The following is a 15,440-nucleotide window of genomic DNA, read 5'->3' on the forward strand; positions in this document are numbered from 1 at the left end:
ATAGACAACAGGTGAAGAGGCATGATGGTTAAATCAGATGTATGCATAGTCGGTTCAGGTCCTGGAGGTGCCCTGCTGGCTTACCTATTGGCCAAGCAGGACATTTCAGTCGTATTGCTTGAAAGGCATTCTGAAGTTTCAAGGGAGTTCAGGGGCGAGTTCTTGAACGATGAAGGAGAGGGCATTCTTAAAAAGCACGGTTTATTCAATAGTGTGGAAAAACTTGGCTTGCTTAGGATGGAACAAATTGAATATTGGCATGACGGCCAAATATTCAAAAGCATTATCCCGGAATGGCCTGTCGATCATGTTGGGATACATGTCCCTCAAAACCATCTGCTTAAAGCCATATTGAATGAAGCCGAAAAGCTGGACTCCTTTCAATTGATGATGAATACGAGGGTTACCGACTTGATGCAGAATGAAATGGGCCGTTTTACGGGTGTCGAGGCCCGTAATGACGGAAATGACCTTGAAGTGCAAAGTCCATTGATAATCGGAGCGGACGGCAGGTTTTCCATCGTTCGAAAAAAAGCGGGAATACCAGTCGAGATTAAAGATCATGGCTATGATTTACTGTGGGCAAAAATTCCTGCTCCGGAGGGGTGGAAGCCTTCGATCAAGATGGCATTGGTCAATGGCTCCCAGGTTGCCCTCTTCACCCAGGCCGGAGGTTTCATCCAAATTGGCTGGAATATAGAGCATGGTTCATTTCCCCATTTGCGAAAACAGCATTTTGAACCATTCATTGAAGATTTGCTTCTTGCCTTTCCTGAATTAAAAAAGGTTGTGTGTGAAAATATCCGCTCTTGGCAGGACTTCATTTTATTGGATGTTTACAGCAGCTATTGTGAAACGTGGACAAAGGATGGCGTTGCTTTATTAGGTGATGCAGCCCATACGATGACGCCTACAGGTGCATTCGGACTCAATTGTGCCATGAAGGATGCCGATATATTGGCCGAGCTTATTTCTGGATGCATCCTGCAGGGGGATACTGGCTTCCTTGGACTTAAAATGGCTGAGCCAAAAAGAAAAGCCGAGATTGAAAGATTACAGGCCATTCAGGTGGACAAGGAGATGTCCTTCGCATCACAGTTTGCCGCCGCTTATGTTTGAATAGGAGTGAAGGATATGAAATTCGGTTTTGATATTGACGATACCCTTATTAACTTGAGGGAGTTCGCGTTCCATCTTTATAATGAAAAGCTTAATACGAACATAGAGTTAACGAAATTCAGGGCTTTAAAGACGTTGGAGATCCATGAAGCTTTCGGGCTTGATAAAGAGGCTGGGGGCAAGATGTGGAACAGCCTGGCCGATGAAGTGTATTATTCATCCTGTCCAGCCTTCGAGGGCGCAGTGGAAACGCTGCAGGAGCTTGAACGCGATGGCCATGAAATCTATTACATCACCGCCAGAAAAGCGGAGCATGGTGAACGGACGAAAAAATGGCTGATCGAAAACGGCTTTCCGGTTAAGGATGACCATTTTTATTGCGGGATGAAGGATCATAAAAAAATTGATACGATCCGCAAATTGGAATTGGATTATTATTTTGATGATAAACCGGCAGTGCTGGAAACGTTATTGGATATTCCAACGAAAGTGTATGCAATGGATAACTCCTATAACAGGGAATTGGATATTCCAAGACTGACAAGCTGGTTTGAATTAAAAGAAATCCTCTCCAAATAATACATTTACATTATTGACGGATGACTTGATAGACTTGGGTCATCCTTTTTTTGTATACTAATATGAATAACGGTTCATTTTTTGCTAAAAAAACAAGAGAGTCGGGGGTAATGGGATGGAGAGAAATATTGAAAAGTCATTGATAGGCACGCTTGGAATTGAAATGAAAGAAGTCGGCGAGGGGAAAGTCATTGCGACGATGCCTGTGGATGAACGCACTAGACAGCCGTATGGTTTATTGCATGGTGGAGCATCCGTTGCACTTGCGGAATCCGTTGCAAGCTTTGGAGGAATGATGCTGGTAGATAGTACAAAACAAGCTGTCGTCGGCCTTGAAATCAATGCCAATCATGTTAGGGGCGTCCGTTCAGGTATTGTTACCGCAGAAGGGAACATCATCCATCGCGGGAAGACGACGATGGTGTGGGACGTGAAGATCCGTGATGAAGAGGATCATCTTATCTGCATTTCACGCTGTACATTGGCCGTTATCGACTTACCGAAGTCAAAGTGAATCAAAAGAACAACGTAAATTGGTGCAATGATTCTACATTATCCGGTTTACGTATAATATGGCAGCAGACTATTGTATGAAAAGAGGTTTTTTTATGCTGGTGGGTCATATTCAAGAAATCACCCGTCATCCTGTAAAATCATTCACTGGTGAACAGGTACAAAAAACGAAGGTGATGGACTATGGACTATATGGAGATCGCAGCCATGCCTTTAAAGGCAAAAATGGGAAGTTCCTGACGATAACCCAAGTCCCGGAAATGGTCCGTTATCAAGCTGCTTTTTCTGGTGAGGAAGCACTTGACCAATATCCGGAAATCCAAGTGAAGACCCCTTCAGGAAACGTTTTGACATGGGGAGAGGGAGCCTTTCAGGAGGAAATGGAACGGTTGTTGAAACAGGAGGCAGAACCAGTTGTTTATCATCCTGCACATATTCCGTTAGGTGCGATTGAAGAAGAAAACATCCTGCTTGTCAGTGATGCCTCGATTGGCGAATTGACAAAGCTTTGGGGAAAAGAACTGGATGGCAGGAGATTCAGGCAAAATTTAGTGCTATCCTTAGTGAATAAAACCCCCTTTTTAGAAGAGCAATGGTTCGGAAAAAGGATTCTAATCGGAAATGAAGTGGAATTGGAGATCAAAAGGCATTGTGAGCGCTGTATGATCATAACTGTCGATCCAAGCGATTCACATAGAGATCCATCACTGCTGAAAACTGTCGTCAAGGAAAGGGAAAATCATTTTGGCGTATATGCCTCGGTCATGCAAACAGGTGAAATCAAAGTGGGCGACCAGGTATTTTTAAAAGATTGAAACAGAAAAGAGCTGCTCCTGTAATCAGGGCAGCTCTTTTGCAATGGCAGGGATCACCGGGTTTTCTTTAAATCATCCTGGACACTCCGATCCCACATTTTTACGCCAGTATGATAAGCCGAGCGCATGATTAAATGTCCGGCAACAGGACTGGTCATGAAGATGAAGATGATCGCGAGCACGACCCGGAAATCGAAATGGCTATGTTTATAATAAAAATATAACAAGGTGCCGATCAGGATGAACATGATTCCAAGTGTCGAGCTTTTTGAGGCAGCGTGATTTCTTGTATAGACGTCGGGCAGCCGGATGATGCCGAAAGCCGAGACTAAAAAGAGAAAGACTCCCATTAATAGGAATAGGGCCGATAGGATTTCAACGATTGCGGTCATCTTCGATTATCTCCCCTTTCTCAAGGAATTTGGCGAAAGCGACCGTTCCGATGAAAGATAGGATTCCGAGCAGAAGAATGGCTTCCAGATATGCGCTTGTATCCATGACAATGGAGGCAAGTGCAACGATTGCGATAAGATTGATTCCCATTGCATCGAGTGCAATGACACGATCCGGCACGGAAGGCCCTTTGATTAAACGGTATAAGAATCCAATCATGGAAAGCGAAACACCGAGCAACGCGATTTTAAGCATTAGATCGAACATTATTTGCCCACCTCCATAATCGCTTTTTCAAATGTATTTTTAATGCTGTCCACAGCCTCATCCTTGTCGGCAATATCCATCGCGTGGATATAAAGAATCCGATTATCTTCCGATACTTCAACGACAAGTGTACCTGGTGTCAGTGTAATTAAATTCGATAGTATCGTAATTTCCCAATCCTTGGTCAGCACGGTTTCAAATGCGAATATGCCAGGTTTCATATCCAGACTTGGTTTAAGCACGGCCTTAAGGACGCTAATGTTGGAAAGTATGAGTTCCCTTGCGAATATGAGCAGCAATAGAACGACGGCATTCACCCTTTTCAAGTAAAAACGATCATTGAAAAAATGACGGAAGACGAACATGATGCCGAGCCCCAATATATATCCGATGATAAAAGTGCTCCCGTTAAACTCATTTTTCAAAAACATCCAGATAAACGCAAGGAACACATTCAGTAAAATTTGGAATGACATCAGGCACTACTCCTTTAAAACCGCTTTGTTATAGATTTCGGGATTCATTAATGAATCTACAGCTTGTGTAATGTATGGGTAAACCGATTCTGTCCCTACTCCGAATAAAACGGAAATGATGACGAGGAGGACTGCAGGAACCAGCATTTTATTAACCTTTCCATTAGTTAAGGCATAATCAGCTTTTGGAGTTCCCCAAAAGCCATTCATGAATATTTTCATGACGGAATAGAGGACCATCAAGCTTGAAATTAAGATAACGGCCATTCCCAAGTAGGCCCCTTTTTCTGCAGCTCCCTGAAGAATAAGGAGCTTGCCGGCAAAACCGCTGAACGGCGGGATTCCCGCCAATGATATGGCCGCTATGAAGAAGGTCCATGCAACGGCAGGGTATTGCTTGATCAAGCCGCCCATGTCCCGTAAATCATCCGATCCGCTGATTTTGATCATGATACCTACCAGCAGGAAGAGCGCAGCCTTGATCAGCATGTCATGAATGATATATAGAATGGAACCCGATAAGGCCTGTTCATTCATGACGGAGATGCCGAATAGAATAACCCCGACGGCGATGATGATATTGTAAATGATGATTTTTTTTACATCCCAATAAGCTATCGCACCAATGACACCGATGATGATGGTCAAGATTGCAAGTATCGCCAGGAATGTATGGGTGAAATCCTGGTCATGATAAAACATCAGTGTATAGGTACGGAAAATGGAATATATCCCGACCTTTGTCAGCAATGCCCCGAATAGAGCCATCACTGGAATGGGCGGAGCATAATAAGACCCAGGCAGCCATTGGAAAAGCGGGAAAATGGCACCCTTCAAACCGAAGACGATCAGAAAGCCAATCGCTATCACCGAGATGATTCCTGGCTGGTTGACTTCCGTTATCCTTTGACTGATGTCCGCCATGTTCAATGTTCCTACGACTGAATAAAGATAAGCCACCATGATGACGAAAAAGGAAGAGGATAGTACATTGACGATGATATACTTCAATGATTCCCTCAGTTGGATTTTCGTACCTCCCAGTACAAGCAGCACGTAGGAAGCCATCAGCATGACTTCAAAGAATACGAATAGATTGAAAAGATCCCCCGTAAGGAAGGCACCGTTTACCCCGATCAGCAAAAATTGAAATACAGGATAGTAATAATGTCTTTCACGTTCTTCCCCTATGGAGTAAAACGAATAAAGCAGTATGGCAAATCCAATGATATTCGTGGTCAGTACGAGCAGCGAAGATAGCATATCTGCGACGATCACGATCCCGAATGGCGCATCCCAGCTGCCGACGCCTAAAGTCAAGATGCCTTGATTATGGACCGTAATCACTAGGTAAAAGGAAATTACAATTCCGATAAGAGAGGAAAAAAGCGATATCCCTCTTTGCAGATTGATTTTTTTTGCAAAGAATATGAGCAGGATGCCTGTGAAAAGCGGCCATAAAACAGGCATGAAAGTAAGATTATTCATTCGTTTCCGTACCTCTCATTTCTTCCATGTCATCCGTACCGAGTTCCTGGTAGGTCCGATAAGCAAGTACCAGCAGAAATGATGTGACCCCGAAACTGATGACGATCGCCGTCAAGATAAGCGCTTGCGGAAGCGGATCGACATAGGATGCAGCTTCATCACTTAGCAATGGAACGGAATCGCCTTTCAAACCGCCCATCGTCAAAATCAAAAGGTGGGCGCCGTGACTAAGCAGCCCGGTACCGATTATGATTCTTAAAATGCTTTTGGAAAGCATTAAATAGGTCGCACACATAAATAGTATTCCAATGACAATGGCCATTAAAAGTTCCATTATTCACTCTCCCCTATCGTTTGAATAATGGTCATCGTTACACCAACAACCACAAGATAAACACCCAGATCAAAAAGTACCGCGGTATGAAGCGAGATGTGCCCAAGAAGCGGTAAATCAACATATTGATAAACATGTGTCATGAGGGGCACCCCGAAAAATAGCCCGCCGGCCACGGTCAGGCTTGATATGAACAGGCCTGAACCGATCATTAACTTATAGTCAATCGGCAAAATGCCGGTGACGGTTTTAATGTCGAAAGCGAGCAACAGCAGGACTATGGCGGCTGAAGTCATTAAACCGCCGACGAACCCGCCACCTGGCGAATAATGCCCGCCTAAAAAGATGGCTACCGCAAACAGCAAGATAACAAAGGCGGCGACTTTCGTAACCGTTTGGAGAATCAGGTCATTTTGCTTCATGATTTATCTTTCCCCCCTGTCAAACGCAATTTGATCATCGCGAATATTCCGAGTGCAGCGATGGAAAGGACACAGATTTCAAACATCGTATCAAGTCCACGGAAGTCAACGAGAATGACATTTACGACATTTTTCCCGCCTGCTTCCTTATAAGCATTTTCAAGATAGTAACTGGATATGGAATCAAATAGTTTATTGCTATGTGCCGATAAGGCAATCAATGTGACGATGACTCCTACACCAATGGATATCATGGCATTATTCAACTTGAACGTCATCCGTTCTTCCTTTCTGCTTGCCATTAACGGGAGGTGGAAGAAACAGAGCAAAAACAGCGATACCGAAATCGTTTCGATGACTAGTTGAGTCAGAGCTAAATCCGGTGCCCGCAGCAAAACGAAAAATAGGGAAATCGTATAACCGATGGCTCCTAAGATGATAATGGAAGTTAAACGGGATCTTGCAAACAGAATGGCGATCGAGCCAATCACGATGATTCCAGCTAATACCAATTCATATATGCCGATCGGGGCAAAATTACCTGTATCCAATTTAAATGCATCCTTCGAATATAGCGTAAAGCCCAACGAGAGAATGAAGAAAAGGAAGATTGAAAGCAGATACGTCCGAATCGAACCTGTCATTAATACTTTCATGACGAAGGAAGCTGAACGTTCGAGCCCTCTTACCCCGTCATCATACAAAGCATTCAGGGAGATGCGTTCAGGAATCCACTGAGTGACTTTCTGCCACTTCGGAAGCGTTTTGTATAATAGAATTCCAAATGCTATGATGCCGATGGTCATCCATACCTCAGGTTTGAATCCATGCCAGAACTCGATATGGACTTGGAAATCCGGTCCCGCTAAGCTTGGCTGTATGCCGGCTACAGCAGGTTTAATGATGGATGAAGACAGCAAGTTTGGAAAAATACCGAAAACGATGACCAACGAAGCAAGGATGATCGGGGATATCAGCATCCCAATCGGTGCCTCGTGGGGCTTCTTTTCCAATAGTTGTAACTGAAGTTTGCCTGTAAAGGGTTTGAGCACGACAATCATGCTGTAAATAAAAGTGAATACACTGGCTACCCATGCAACCACAGGGAACAGGACCCCCCATGTCTCCATATTGAAGATATTCAATTTCAATACATTCACCATGCTGGCCAGGAACATTTCCTTGCTCAAAAAACCATTGAAGGGAGGAAGTCCAGCCATTGAAAAAGCACCAATCACAGCGACGGTGAAAGTGATCGGCATCAACTGCATCAATCCGCCAAGCTTTCTGATATCACGCGTACCGGTTTCATGATCAATGATGCCTGCAACCATGAATAGGCTCCCTTTAAAGGTTGCGTGATTAATTAAGTGGAATACTGCAGCAACCGTTGCTGCCAAGTATATATTTTCCTCCAACGCTTCATAGTGGAGTGCCGCAGCACCAAGCCCCAAAAGCGACATGATCAATCCGAGCTGACTGATGGTGGAAAAAGCGAGAATCCCCTTCAAATCAGTTTGCTTGATTGCAGAGAATGAGCCCCAGAACAGGGTGATCAATCCGGCGATCGAAACGAGCCAGAACCATAATCCTGATTCTGCAAAAACAGGGCTTAATCGGGCAACCAAATAAATGCCAGCCTTGACCATTGTGGCGGAATGAAGGTAGGCACTGACCGGAGTAGGGGCTTCCATCGCGTCAGGAAGCCAGATGTGGAACGGGAACTGTGCGGATTTAGTGAACGCGCCAAGCAGCACTAGCAAAAGTGCAGGAACGAAGAGCGCGTGGTCCATAAGTTCCCCGCTTTGGGCAATCAATTCACGTATGCTGAATGTGTTCCCCATAATGGAAAGGAGAATGATGCCTCCAAGCATGCTTAAGCCTCCAAGCACAGTGATCAGCAGCGATTTCTGCGCCCCGTAACGTGAACGCTCCCTCTCATTCCAATATCCTATCAATAGAAAAGATGATAAACTCGTGAATTCCCAAAACGAATAAAGGACTATTAGATTATCGGATAGGACGACACCAAGCATCGCTCCCATGAAAAGCAAAAGGAAGACGTAAAATTGGTTCAGCTGTTCTTTCTCCTTCGACAAATAGAAAATCGAATACAGGACGACGAGTGAACCAATACCTGTAATGAGCAAGGCAAACAAAAGCCCTAGTCCATCCACATAGAAATCAACATCAATACCGAGAGAAGGAATCCATGTTGCGCTTTCCATAATGATATCCCCTTGTTTGGTCAAGGAAATGAACCTTGAAAAATAGGTGAAAAGGAGAATCGGTAAAATCAATACAAACCATCCTGTATGTATTTGTCGAAATAGTTTGTACAATATCGGTACAATAATTGCTAATAGAAACGGTGATAATACCGCCCAATGAAGTAAAGACATAAACTCCCCCCTTTTTTAAAAACGAAGTCAGTCGTCTTATTATGCTTTTTTCGTGCAATTCTAGACGTTAGGAATCTTCGTTGAATATGTATTTTTTTATCGAATCCTTGCCTCGCTTAAAAGTATAACGCAATTTATGCGGGTTTGCATGGCTTTAAAAACGCTGAAGGCCAACTAGAATGATGTTTTATATATAGGTAGAAAAGGAGGGGGAACCGTCCTGAAAAATTTATTAAAAAAAGTTTTTCAACGGTGAATGAGCAGAGTATCCATTGTGAAATCGTGGATTATCTTGCGTGATATAGGACAAAAGAAACGCTTATGGGGAAATCATGGAAAACCCTCATTTATTTAGCTATCTACCAATCATTTCAATCGTGTTATTCAGCCTCTCCTTTGCCATTTATGGGAAAATGCAAATGCTCAAGTTATTTGGAAATTTGGGAATCTATCAAGGGATGCTGGAATTCTTTTCTGAAGCCGGCATCAAGCTGGCGCTGCTGATCGTATTGCTCCTTTTATTCTTCATGGTTTTTGCTGCATTGAAGCTGATCTCCGATACGATATTGGAGCTGTCTTTATTATTCTTTCCAAGGATTCGGAGGGTAAAGCCCTGAACAGTGTAAGAAAGGGGTCTGTCATTTATGTGATTGACGGTGCCTGTTCATTGTTCAGCGTTCAATTCATCTTCGGGCTGATTTCAATAGTCGCTTATGCGGGATTGAAGCTCTATAACAGCGTCATTGCAAGTCTTCCCATATAGCGAAAAAGAAGGTGCCATTGCGGCACCTTCTTTTTCACTCGGCAGTCTGGCTGATATCTTTCCAAATCAATAGAATGGGGTGAATGTGAATAAATGGATTGTAGATTGGATGGCTTGTCCCTTCCAATCCAAACCCCTGTTGTATAGTTTGCTGTCTGACCGACAAACCACATGTCTTTGACATCATTGGTCGTACCGGTTTTACCGCCAACATAATCTGTAGGAAAGTAGGCTTTTCGGGCTGTCCCGGAAAGCGTTGTTTCATGGAGCAGCTGCCGCATCTTGGCTACGGTGCGTTTGTTCCATATCTCCTTGGAGCGGTCTTTCCATTTATAAAAGGACTTTACCTTCTTGGTCGGTGACTTTTGTAATGGCTCGAGCTGTGATAGTTTCTGTCATGGAAGGAAGTATAGGCATCTGTGAGTTCAAGGGGACTCATGCCATATTCGAATCCGCCTATGGCCGAACTCGTATGGTGGTCTTTTTTGCTGACTTTTCTAAATTCAAAAGCATCCAGGTACTTGAAACCCGTTTCCACCCCCGTCTTTTTCAAAGAGTCTTATGGCGGGTGTGTTATACGACTGAGCAAAGGCAGTTCTTAGTGTGACCATCCCATAGCTGTCGCCGCTATAATTTTTTGGACAATAGCTATTGCTCAATAGCTTGCTCCGCTAACGAGCAGATCCGTTTCTTCTAAATAGGGAGCATAATCGAGAAGCGGCTTAATCGCAGACCCTGGCTGCCTATAGCTTTGATATGCCCGGTTGAAAGAATTTTTTTTTTAATCTTTTCCCCCAATCAAAGAGACAAGCTCGTGCGTATGATGCTGTATAACCACTAAAGCTCCCTCGATATCATTGACACCGATTTTTGATTGTACAGCAGTCTTTGATTGTGTTTGCAGTTTAGTATCGAGTGCGGTATGGATGGTTACACCGGAATTCAAAAGCTTTTTGACCTTTTTATCCAACTCGGCTTCCGCGTTCTTACGTATAGTGATATCAGTGCTTTGCAGAGATTTGTCGAGACCCTCGGAGGATGCCACCAGGTTTTTCAATTCCTGATGAACATATGTCACGTAATCGGGATATAAGTCGACCGGGATGGACAAGTCTAATTTAATCGTACTTTTGATAAGACTTTCATACTCGGCCTGTTCTAATGCACCATTGGCAACCATTTGTTCCAGCATTCTCTCCTGACGCTTTTTCGTCGCATCGAAATGTTCAAGGGGATTATAGTATTCCGGATTATTAGGGATTGCGGCAAGGAAGGCAAGTTCCGCCTTGGTTAACTCTCCAGTCGGTTTACTTTTAAATAATATTGGGAAGCAGCTTCGATTCCATAAGCTCCATTACTGAAATAGATGGCATTCAAATATAGCTCCATGATTTCCGGTTTTGATTTTTTTCGCTCTATCTGAGAGGCATAAATGAGTTCACTGAGTTTTCGGTTATATGTCCTATCATGTGATAGATAAACATTCCTGGCCAGTTGCTGGGTAATGGTACTGCCGCCTTGTTCGATTGTTTTATTTTGTGAATTGATAAGAAGCGCCCTCCTTATGCCGGATAGGTCGACTCCTGCATGATCATAAAATTTCTGGTCCTCTGTAACGATGAACAGATTTTCCAGGAAAAGGGGGATATCTTCAAGTTTTAAGTAAGTCCGTTTCTCACCAGTGGAAATTTCACTGATGACCTTTCCATTTGCGGCCTTCATGTAACTATTCTGAGCCAGTTCTATCGATTCAACAGGAATTCGCTCGTCGAGTACATGATAGGGAGATTGCGCTAAGGACCACTCCTGATGGGAAAAGAAAATGAAAAGGATCAATACCGGAACTAAGAGGGGAATCGTGATATAGCCAAGATACGTGCGCATAGTTCAACTTCCTAACTAATATATTTTTAGTATGTCCTTGGAATGAAGGAATGAAAAAATGGTACTTTTGGTTCATTCATCCATCGTGATCCAAAAAATGTAGACAATAAAGGGTTTTGGGTAAATTAGGTATGACGGCTAGCGCGGTATTCGAATGGCAAAGAAATAACTTTCTAAATCTTCTGTTATAATAATCTCGTGAGAAAAAACCATGTTTGTTTATATGTTGATGTCAGGAATATGAAGGGGGTCATAAAAATGGAGGAACAACAGCAATATGTATTCATAGATTTTGAATTTACGATGCCGGAAGGAAAAGCCAATCCAACGGGGTTTTATCCGGAAATCATTGAGGTTGGTTTAGTCACCGTCATTAATGAGACCATTGAGGAACAATTCTCATCTTTTGTTAACCCATTGAAATTTCCAGTTTTAACGGGAAGATGCAAGAAGTTCTTGAACATTACCCAGGATCAGGTGGACCGGGGGATTTCATTTGAAGAGCTGGTTGCGTTATTGAAGAAAATAGATGAACAGCACCCGACGACGATTGTTACTTGGGGAAATATGGACATGAAGGTGCTTCGCCAGAATTGTCAGAAGGCAGGATTGGATTTCCCTTTTTCAGGGAAGGAAAATGATCTATGCCTGGAGTATAAACGCTTTTTCGGGGATCAAAATCAAACCGGACTTTGGAAAGCTGTACAGGCCTATGGCAAAGAAGGGACAGGCAAGCATCATAGGGCGCTGGATGATGCGATTACGACATATAATATCTTTAAGTTAGTGGAGAAAGATAAAAGTTATATGAAAAATCATGAACCGACGACAATTGGCGATCGCATTGATTTATCAAAGGTATTGAATCATTTAGCGTTATAAAAGCCAAATCATATACTACTGATTTGGCTTTTAAGCTTTATTTGAAATAATCCGCCGCTAGATCTTCAAGCAACTGTAAGCTTTTATCATTCCACTCTGTTTGGGCTTCGCTTAAAGTGCCTTTCATTTTATCAACAGCTTCTCTTAAGGATTCCTTATACTCCGGAATCTCCTCATCGAATGTCCTTACCATATTCTTTGGTACATTGGTTTGTTCCCGGAATGCAAGAGCACGCCGCTGATGGAACATGGACACTTCCGTTTGTTTTGGGTTATGAAGATCTCCCTGCATGGGGTGCTTCAAAACAGCCAACACTTTAACAAGATATGCAGCAGGTCTGATATCGGTGACTTCCCCGATGTATTTTCCAGTTTTATATATGGCGGTAACCTTATCGCCGATTTTAAAATCCTGTTCTGACATTTCCCTACCACCTTTCTTTTAACTTCCTTCATGATACATAAGAACAACGATTTTTCACAGCGAATTTGTTCAATTTCGTAAAGATGCTTTTTTTTTGAAAATCGTGTAAAGTGTACAAATGAAGATGAAAAATGGTGTTTCATGCCATTTTATTTTAAAAAGAAAGAGGTTATGTACAATGACAAACTTTCCGCAATTAACAAGTGAAGTTTTGGAAAATGAAAAAGCGGTCATCATGCAAACGACGATGGGCGATATTAAAATTAAACTATTCCCTGAACTGGCTCCAAAGACAGTGGAGAATTTCTTGACACATGCTGAAAACGGTTATTATGAAGGAATCATCTTCCACCGTGTCATCAAGGATTTCATGCTTCAAGGCGGAGATCCGACAGGGACTGGAATGGGTGGAGAAAGTATTTGGGGAGCTCCATTCGAGGACGAGTTCTCCATGCAATTATTCAATTTGCGCGGAGCTCTTTCCATGGCTAATGCAGGCCCGGGAACAAACGGCAGCCAATTCTTCGTCGTACAAGCCCAGCATGTGGACAGCAGGATGGGTGAGCAAATGAAGCAAGCCGGTTATCCGGAAGAAATCATCAGTGCTTATATGGAACAAGGAGGCACACCCTGGCTGGATCATAAACACTCTGTTTTTGGACAAGTGGTCGAAGGCATGGACGTTGTTGATACGATTGCTAACGTAGAGACAGTTGCGGGAGACAAGCCAGCAGTTGACGTTGTCATTAAAGGGATCACCATTCTATAAATAAAGGTTGTTTTCACATACTTTGTTGCTATTTACCAGGTAGTGAGTTGTGGTTGATTTCCCCTCCAGATGCTCGCTTTCCGCGGGGCGGGCGGTGAGCCTACTCGGCGTAAACGCCTGTGGGGTCTCACCTATCCCGCTGCTCCCGCAGGGGTCTCGCACTTCCGCTCCAATCAACCTTAAATAGTTTCGTTTTAAAAACATCAATCTTTACGAAAAGAGCCTAAATAAAAGATAAGCGAGGGGCTCAGTGCCTCTCGTTTTTTACGTTTTAGTGGATTACGCCCACTAGTGGATTGTTCTGGTAATTGATATAATGAGAGAATGCAGTTTAATTCCCTATCAGGAAGGATGTAACGGATGGACTTTCTCAATCATGCTTTACTAGGTTTGTTTCTTTACTTTCCGGAAGACAAGACTGAATATATCTCGGCTGGTATAACTTGCTTCATTTTTTTAGTGGCGGCCGTTTTTACGATGAGGGCAATTATAAGATATTCAAAGAAGGAAGAATTGAAAACGAAGCAATTCGAAGATGAGGTCACCAGAAGGAACCAGCGTATAAAGGATGATACCATTTCCTGATCCCGGAAGATGCCTGCATCGCGAGCCCCGTTTTTAAATATTGATTATCTGAATATGAATGGTATTATATTTTGTTAGAAGGTCGTAAAGAATTAAATGTTCCCTTCTCAGCATAAGCATTTTATACTAAAAGCATAGAGATAGAAATTTTGGGGGCGTAATTGGTTATGCAAATCGTAGCTAAAAGAATGATTGCGGCAGATACGGTCAAGGATTTTTTCATTCAGCACTGGGAGACGACTCAAGTCGTTTTTTCAAGAGGCTTGTTTCATTATGCGGAACTTGAGGGTGTTGGGGTGATGGACGAGAATGGAAAAATCACGGGGTTGGGAACATACAAATTATCCGACCATGTATGTCAGATCATCTCTTTGAACAGTGAGCATGAGAATCAAGGTGTGGGCTCATCATTGCTTTATGTGATGGAAAATATCGCTAAGGAAAAAAATTGCCTTACTATTAAAGCGATTACAACGAACGATAATCTACAGGCGTTGAAGTTTTTTCAAAAGCGTGGTTATGTCATTTCGGAAATCGTTAAAAATGCCGTGGAAGAATCACGGAAAATCAAGCCGGAAATACCATTTTACAGTTTTGATGGAATTCCGATCCGAGACGAGATCATACTGGAGAAATGCTTATAATAAGGTGAAGTTCACCTGGATATTGATAGGGGGAATGGTTATGTTTAAGAAAATGGCGGCTGATGCCCTTGGTCTTAGTGATATTGGAAGTGTGATTAGTCCTGCAGATTATGACAAGGTGGATGCAGATGATTATATCATGCATGAAGATGGGGAAAAAATTTATTTCCTGATTAAATCGAAAACCGATGAGTACTGCTTCACGAATCAAGCGTTCATACATTTGGACGGCACAAGTGCAATCAGCAAAAAGCGAACACTTACGAGATATAGCTACAGTCAGTATACGATTTCCAACGCCACGCTTGAAACCGCAGGGACAGTGGACTTGGATGCGGAAATTAAATTTTCGATCGGTGCAAAGACGTTCTCCATTGATGTCCATAAGAAATTCATTGAAGAATTAAAGGACTTGTTCAAATCACTCGTGAAAATATCTGAAATTAGCCATGAGAATGAGTTTGCCCTTCAATATGCCCAGCAAAGCGTAAACCTTGCTTCTTCCACTTTGAACCAGGTTCGCACTGATGGAAGCCAAATGGCGGCAAGTTTCAAGGAAATTAATTCGGCCGCTTTCGAATGGTTGATGGACAGCCGGAAAAAGTACCATGTGAAAGATTTTGGCTTTGTTTTTGAGAAATATATCAATAATTAAAAAAGAAGGCGAACACAGAATGATGT

At 42.8% G+C, this 15,440-nt stretch carries 20 protein-coding genes and 2 pseudogenes; 10 read left to right on the plus strand and 12 right to left on the minus strand.

The features are described 5' to 3' along the window. The first annotated feature begins 21 nt into the window (after positions 1 to 21). The 4 genes from ACFX4H_RS18565 (at position 22) to ACFX4H_RS18580 (ending at position 3,026) form a co-directional block, all read left to right on the plus strand. Complete coding sequence (locus tag ACFX4H_RS18565) at positions 22 to 1,119, plus strand: FAD-dependent monooxygenase (protein WP_377435997.1); 1,098 nt, start codon at positions 22 to 24, stop codon at positions 1,117 to 1,119. A gap of 15 nt (positions 1,120 to 1,134) precedes the next feature. Beyond that, positions 1,135 to 1,698 carry a 5' nucleotidase, NT5C type gene (locus ACFX4H_RS18570; RefSeq protein ID WP_377435998.1) on the plus strand — a complete coding sequence of 188 codons (564 nt, stop codon included), beginning with the start codon at positions 1,135 to 1,137 and terminating at the stop codon, positions 1,696 to 1,698. A 115-nt stretch (positions 1,699 to 1,813) separates the two neighbouring features. Then, complete coding sequence (locus ACFX4H_RS18575) at positions 1,814 to 2,212, plus strand: hotdog fold thioesterase (RefSeq protein ID WP_377435999.1); 399 nt, start codon at positions 1,814 to 1,816, stop codon at positions 2,210 to 2,212. Between the two features lie 94 nt (positions 2,213 to 2,306). Further along, positions 2,307 to 3,026: an MOSC domain-containing protein gene (locus ACFX4H_RS18580; RefSeq protein WP_241636503.1), complete on the plus strand. Its 720-nt coding sequence runs from the start codon at positions 2,307 to 2,309 to the stop codon at positions 3,024 to 3,026. A gap of 53 nt (positions 3,027 to 3,079) precedes the next feature. Here ACFX4H_RS18580 and mnhG read toward each other — a convergent pair whose 3' ends face one another. From mnhG to ACFX4H_RS18615, 7 genes are read right to left on the minus strand one after another with little or no spacing between them, the layout of a single operon-like run. Beyond that, the gene (mnhG, locus tag ACFX4H_RS18585; protein ID WP_048687653.1) at positions 3,080 to 3,418 is read right to left on the minus strand and encodes a monovalent cation/H(+) antiporter subunit G; all 339 of its coding nucleotides are present in this window, start codon (positions 3,416 to 3,418) and stop codon (positions 3,080 to 3,082) included. Beyond that, positions 3,402 to 3,674 carry a Na(+)/H(+) antiporter subunit F1 gene (locus ACFX4H_RS18590; protein ID WP_370023645.1) on the minus strand — a complete coding sequence of 91 codons (273 nt, stop codon included), beginning with the start codon at positions 3,672 to 3,674 and terminating at the stop codon, positions 3,402 to 3,404. Before ACFX4H_RS18590 ends, mnhG begins: the two co-directional genes overlap by 17 nt. 11 nt (positions 3,675 to 3,685) lie before the next feature. After that, on the minus strand, positions 3,686 to 4,162 hold the full coding sequence (locus ACFX4H_RS18595) for a Na+/H+ antiporter subunit E (protein WP_034310248.1): 477 nt from the start codon (positions 4,160 to 4,162) through the stop codon (positions 3,686 to 3,688). A gap of 6 nt (positions 4,163 to 4,168) precedes the next feature. Beyond that, positions 4,169 to 5,650 carry a Na+/H+ antiporter subunit D gene (locus tag ACFX4H_RS18600; RefSeq protein WP_377436000.1) on the minus strand — a complete coding sequence of 494 codons (1,482 nt, stop codon included), beginning with the start codon at positions 5,648 to 5,650 and terminating at the stop codon, positions 4,169 to 4,171. After that, on the minus strand, positions 5,643 to 5,984 hold the full coding sequence (locus tag ACFX4H_RS18605) for a Na(+)/H(+) antiporter subunit C (RefSeq protein WP_241636501.1): 342 nt from the start codon (positions 5,982 to 5,984) through the stop codon (positions 5,643 to 5,645). The genes ACFX4H_RS18600 and ACFX4H_RS18605 overlap by 8 nt, the downstream gene beginning before the upstream one ends. Then, positions 5,984 to 6,406: a Na(+)/H(+) antiporter subunit B gene (locus ACFX4H_RS18610; RefSeq protein WP_053536727.1), complete on the minus strand. Its 423-nt coding sequence runs from the start codon at positions 6,404 to 6,406 to the stop codon at positions 5,984 to 5,986. Before ACFX4H_RS18610 ends, ACFX4H_RS18605 begins: the two co-directional genes overlap by 1 nt. Continuing rightward, entirely contained in the window at positions 6,403 to 8,808 is a 2,406-nt protein-coding gene (locus ACFX4H_RS18615; RefSeq protein ID WP_377436001.1) for a Na+/H+ antiporter subunit A, read from the minus strand. Before ACFX4H_RS18615 ends, ACFX4H_RS18610 begins: the two co-directional genes overlap by 4 nt. 458 nt (positions 8,809 to 9,266) lie before the next feature. Between ACFX4H_RS18615 and ACFX4H_RS18620 the strand changes: the two are divergent. Continuing rightward, positions 9,267 to 9,571 (plus strand): annotated as a pseudogene (locus ACFX4H_RS18620) (DUF5366 family protein). Here the strand turns inward: ACFX4H_RS18620 and ACFX4H_RS18625 are convergent. The 4 genes and pseudogenes from ACFX4H_RS18625 to ACFX4H_RS18640 all read right to left on the minus strand — a co-directional run bounded on the left by ACFX4H_RS18625 (position 9,538) and on the right by ACFX4H_RS18640 (position 11,455). Then, positions 9,538 to 9,852, minus strand: coding sequence for a hypothetical protein (locus tag ACFX4H_RS18625; protein WP_377436002.1), 315 nt, complete (start codon positions 9,850 to 9,852; stop codon positions 9,538 to 9,540). The pseudogene ACFX4H_RS18620 and the gene ACFX4H_RS18625 overlap by 34 nt on opposite strands. A 500-nt stretch (positions 9,853 to 10,352) precedes the next feature. After that, positions 10,353 to 10,763 (minus strand): hypothetical protein, encoded by a 411-nt coding sequence (locus ACFX4H_RS18630; RefSeq protein ID WP_377436003.1) that lies wholly within the window; start codon positions 10,761 to 10,763, stop codon positions 10,353 to 10,355. 45 nt (positions 10,764 to 10,808) lie between these two features. Continuing rightward, positions 10,809 to 10,895 (minus strand): annotated as a pseudogene (locus ACFX4H_RS18635) (hypothetical protein); the annotation flags it as partial. Continuing rightward, complete coding sequence (locus ACFX4H_RS18640; protein WP_377436004.1) at positions 10,862 to 11,455, minus strand: transglycosylase domain-containing protein; 594 nt, start codon at positions 11,453 to 11,455, stop codon at positions 10,862 to 10,864. The pseudogene ACFX4H_RS18635 and the gene ACFX4H_RS18640, both read right to left, overlap by 34 nt. A 258-nt stretch (positions 11,456 to 11,713) precedes the next feature. On the opposite strand from ACFX4H_RS18640, the gene kapD reads away from it, so the two are divergent. Next, positions 11,714 to 12,337, plus strand: a complete 624-nt coding sequence (kapD, locus tag ACFX4H_RS18645) for a 3'-5' exonuclease KapD (RefSeq protein ID WP_034310264.1) — start codon at positions 11,714 to 11,716, stop codon at positions 12,335 to 12,337. 37 nt (positions 12,338 to 12,374) lie between these two features. Here kapD and kapB read toward each other — a convergent pair whose 3' ends face one another. After that, positions 12,375 to 12,761: a kinase-associated lipoprotein KapB gene (gene kapB, locus ACFX4H_RS18650; RefSeq protein ID WP_034310268.1), complete on the minus strand. Its 387-nt coding sequence runs from the start codon at positions 12,759 to 12,761 to the stop codon at positions 12,375 to 12,377. Between the two features lie 178 nt (positions 12,762 to 12,939). Between kapB and ACFX4H_RS18655 the strand changes: the two genes are divergently transcribed. The 4 genes from ACFX4H_RS18655 (at position 12,940) to ACFX4H_RS18670 (ending at position 15,414) form a co-directional block, all read left to right on the plus strand. Further along, positions 12,940 to 13,530, plus strand: a complete 591-nt coding sequence (locus ACFX4H_RS18655) for a peptidylprolyl isomerase (RefSeq protein WP_034310270.1) — start codon at positions 12,940 to 12,942, stop codon at positions 13,528 to 13,530. A gap of 360 nt (positions 13,531 to 13,890) precedes the next feature. After that, on the plus strand, positions 13,891 to 14,115 hold the full coding sequence (locus ACFX4H_RS18660) for a hypothetical protein (RefSeq protein WP_034310272.1): 225 nt from the start codon (positions 13,891 to 13,893) through the stop codon (positions 14,113 to 14,115). A gap of 167 nt (positions 14,116 to 14,282) precedes the next feature. Then, positions 14,283 to 14,759, plus strand: a complete 477-nt coding sequence (locus ACFX4H_RS18665; protein ID WP_377436005.1) for a GNAT family N-acetyltransferase — start codon at positions 14,283 to 14,285, stop codon at positions 14,757 to 14,759. Positions 14,760 to 14,799: 40 nt separating this feature from the next. Next, the gene (locus ACFX4H_RS18670; protein ID WP_034310278.1) at positions 14,800 to 15,414 is read left to right on the plus strand and encodes a PH domain-containing protein; all 615 of its coding nucleotides are present in this window, start codon (positions 14,800 to 14,802) and stop codon (positions 15,412 to 15,414) included. Positions 15,415 to 15,440 lie beyond the last annotated feature (26 nt).

This window comes from Peribacillus sp. YIM B13477, from assembly GCF_042787955.1.
Taxonomy (GTDB): Bacteria; Bacillota; Bacilli; order Bacillales; family DSM-1321; genus Peribacillus; species Peribacillus frigoritolerans.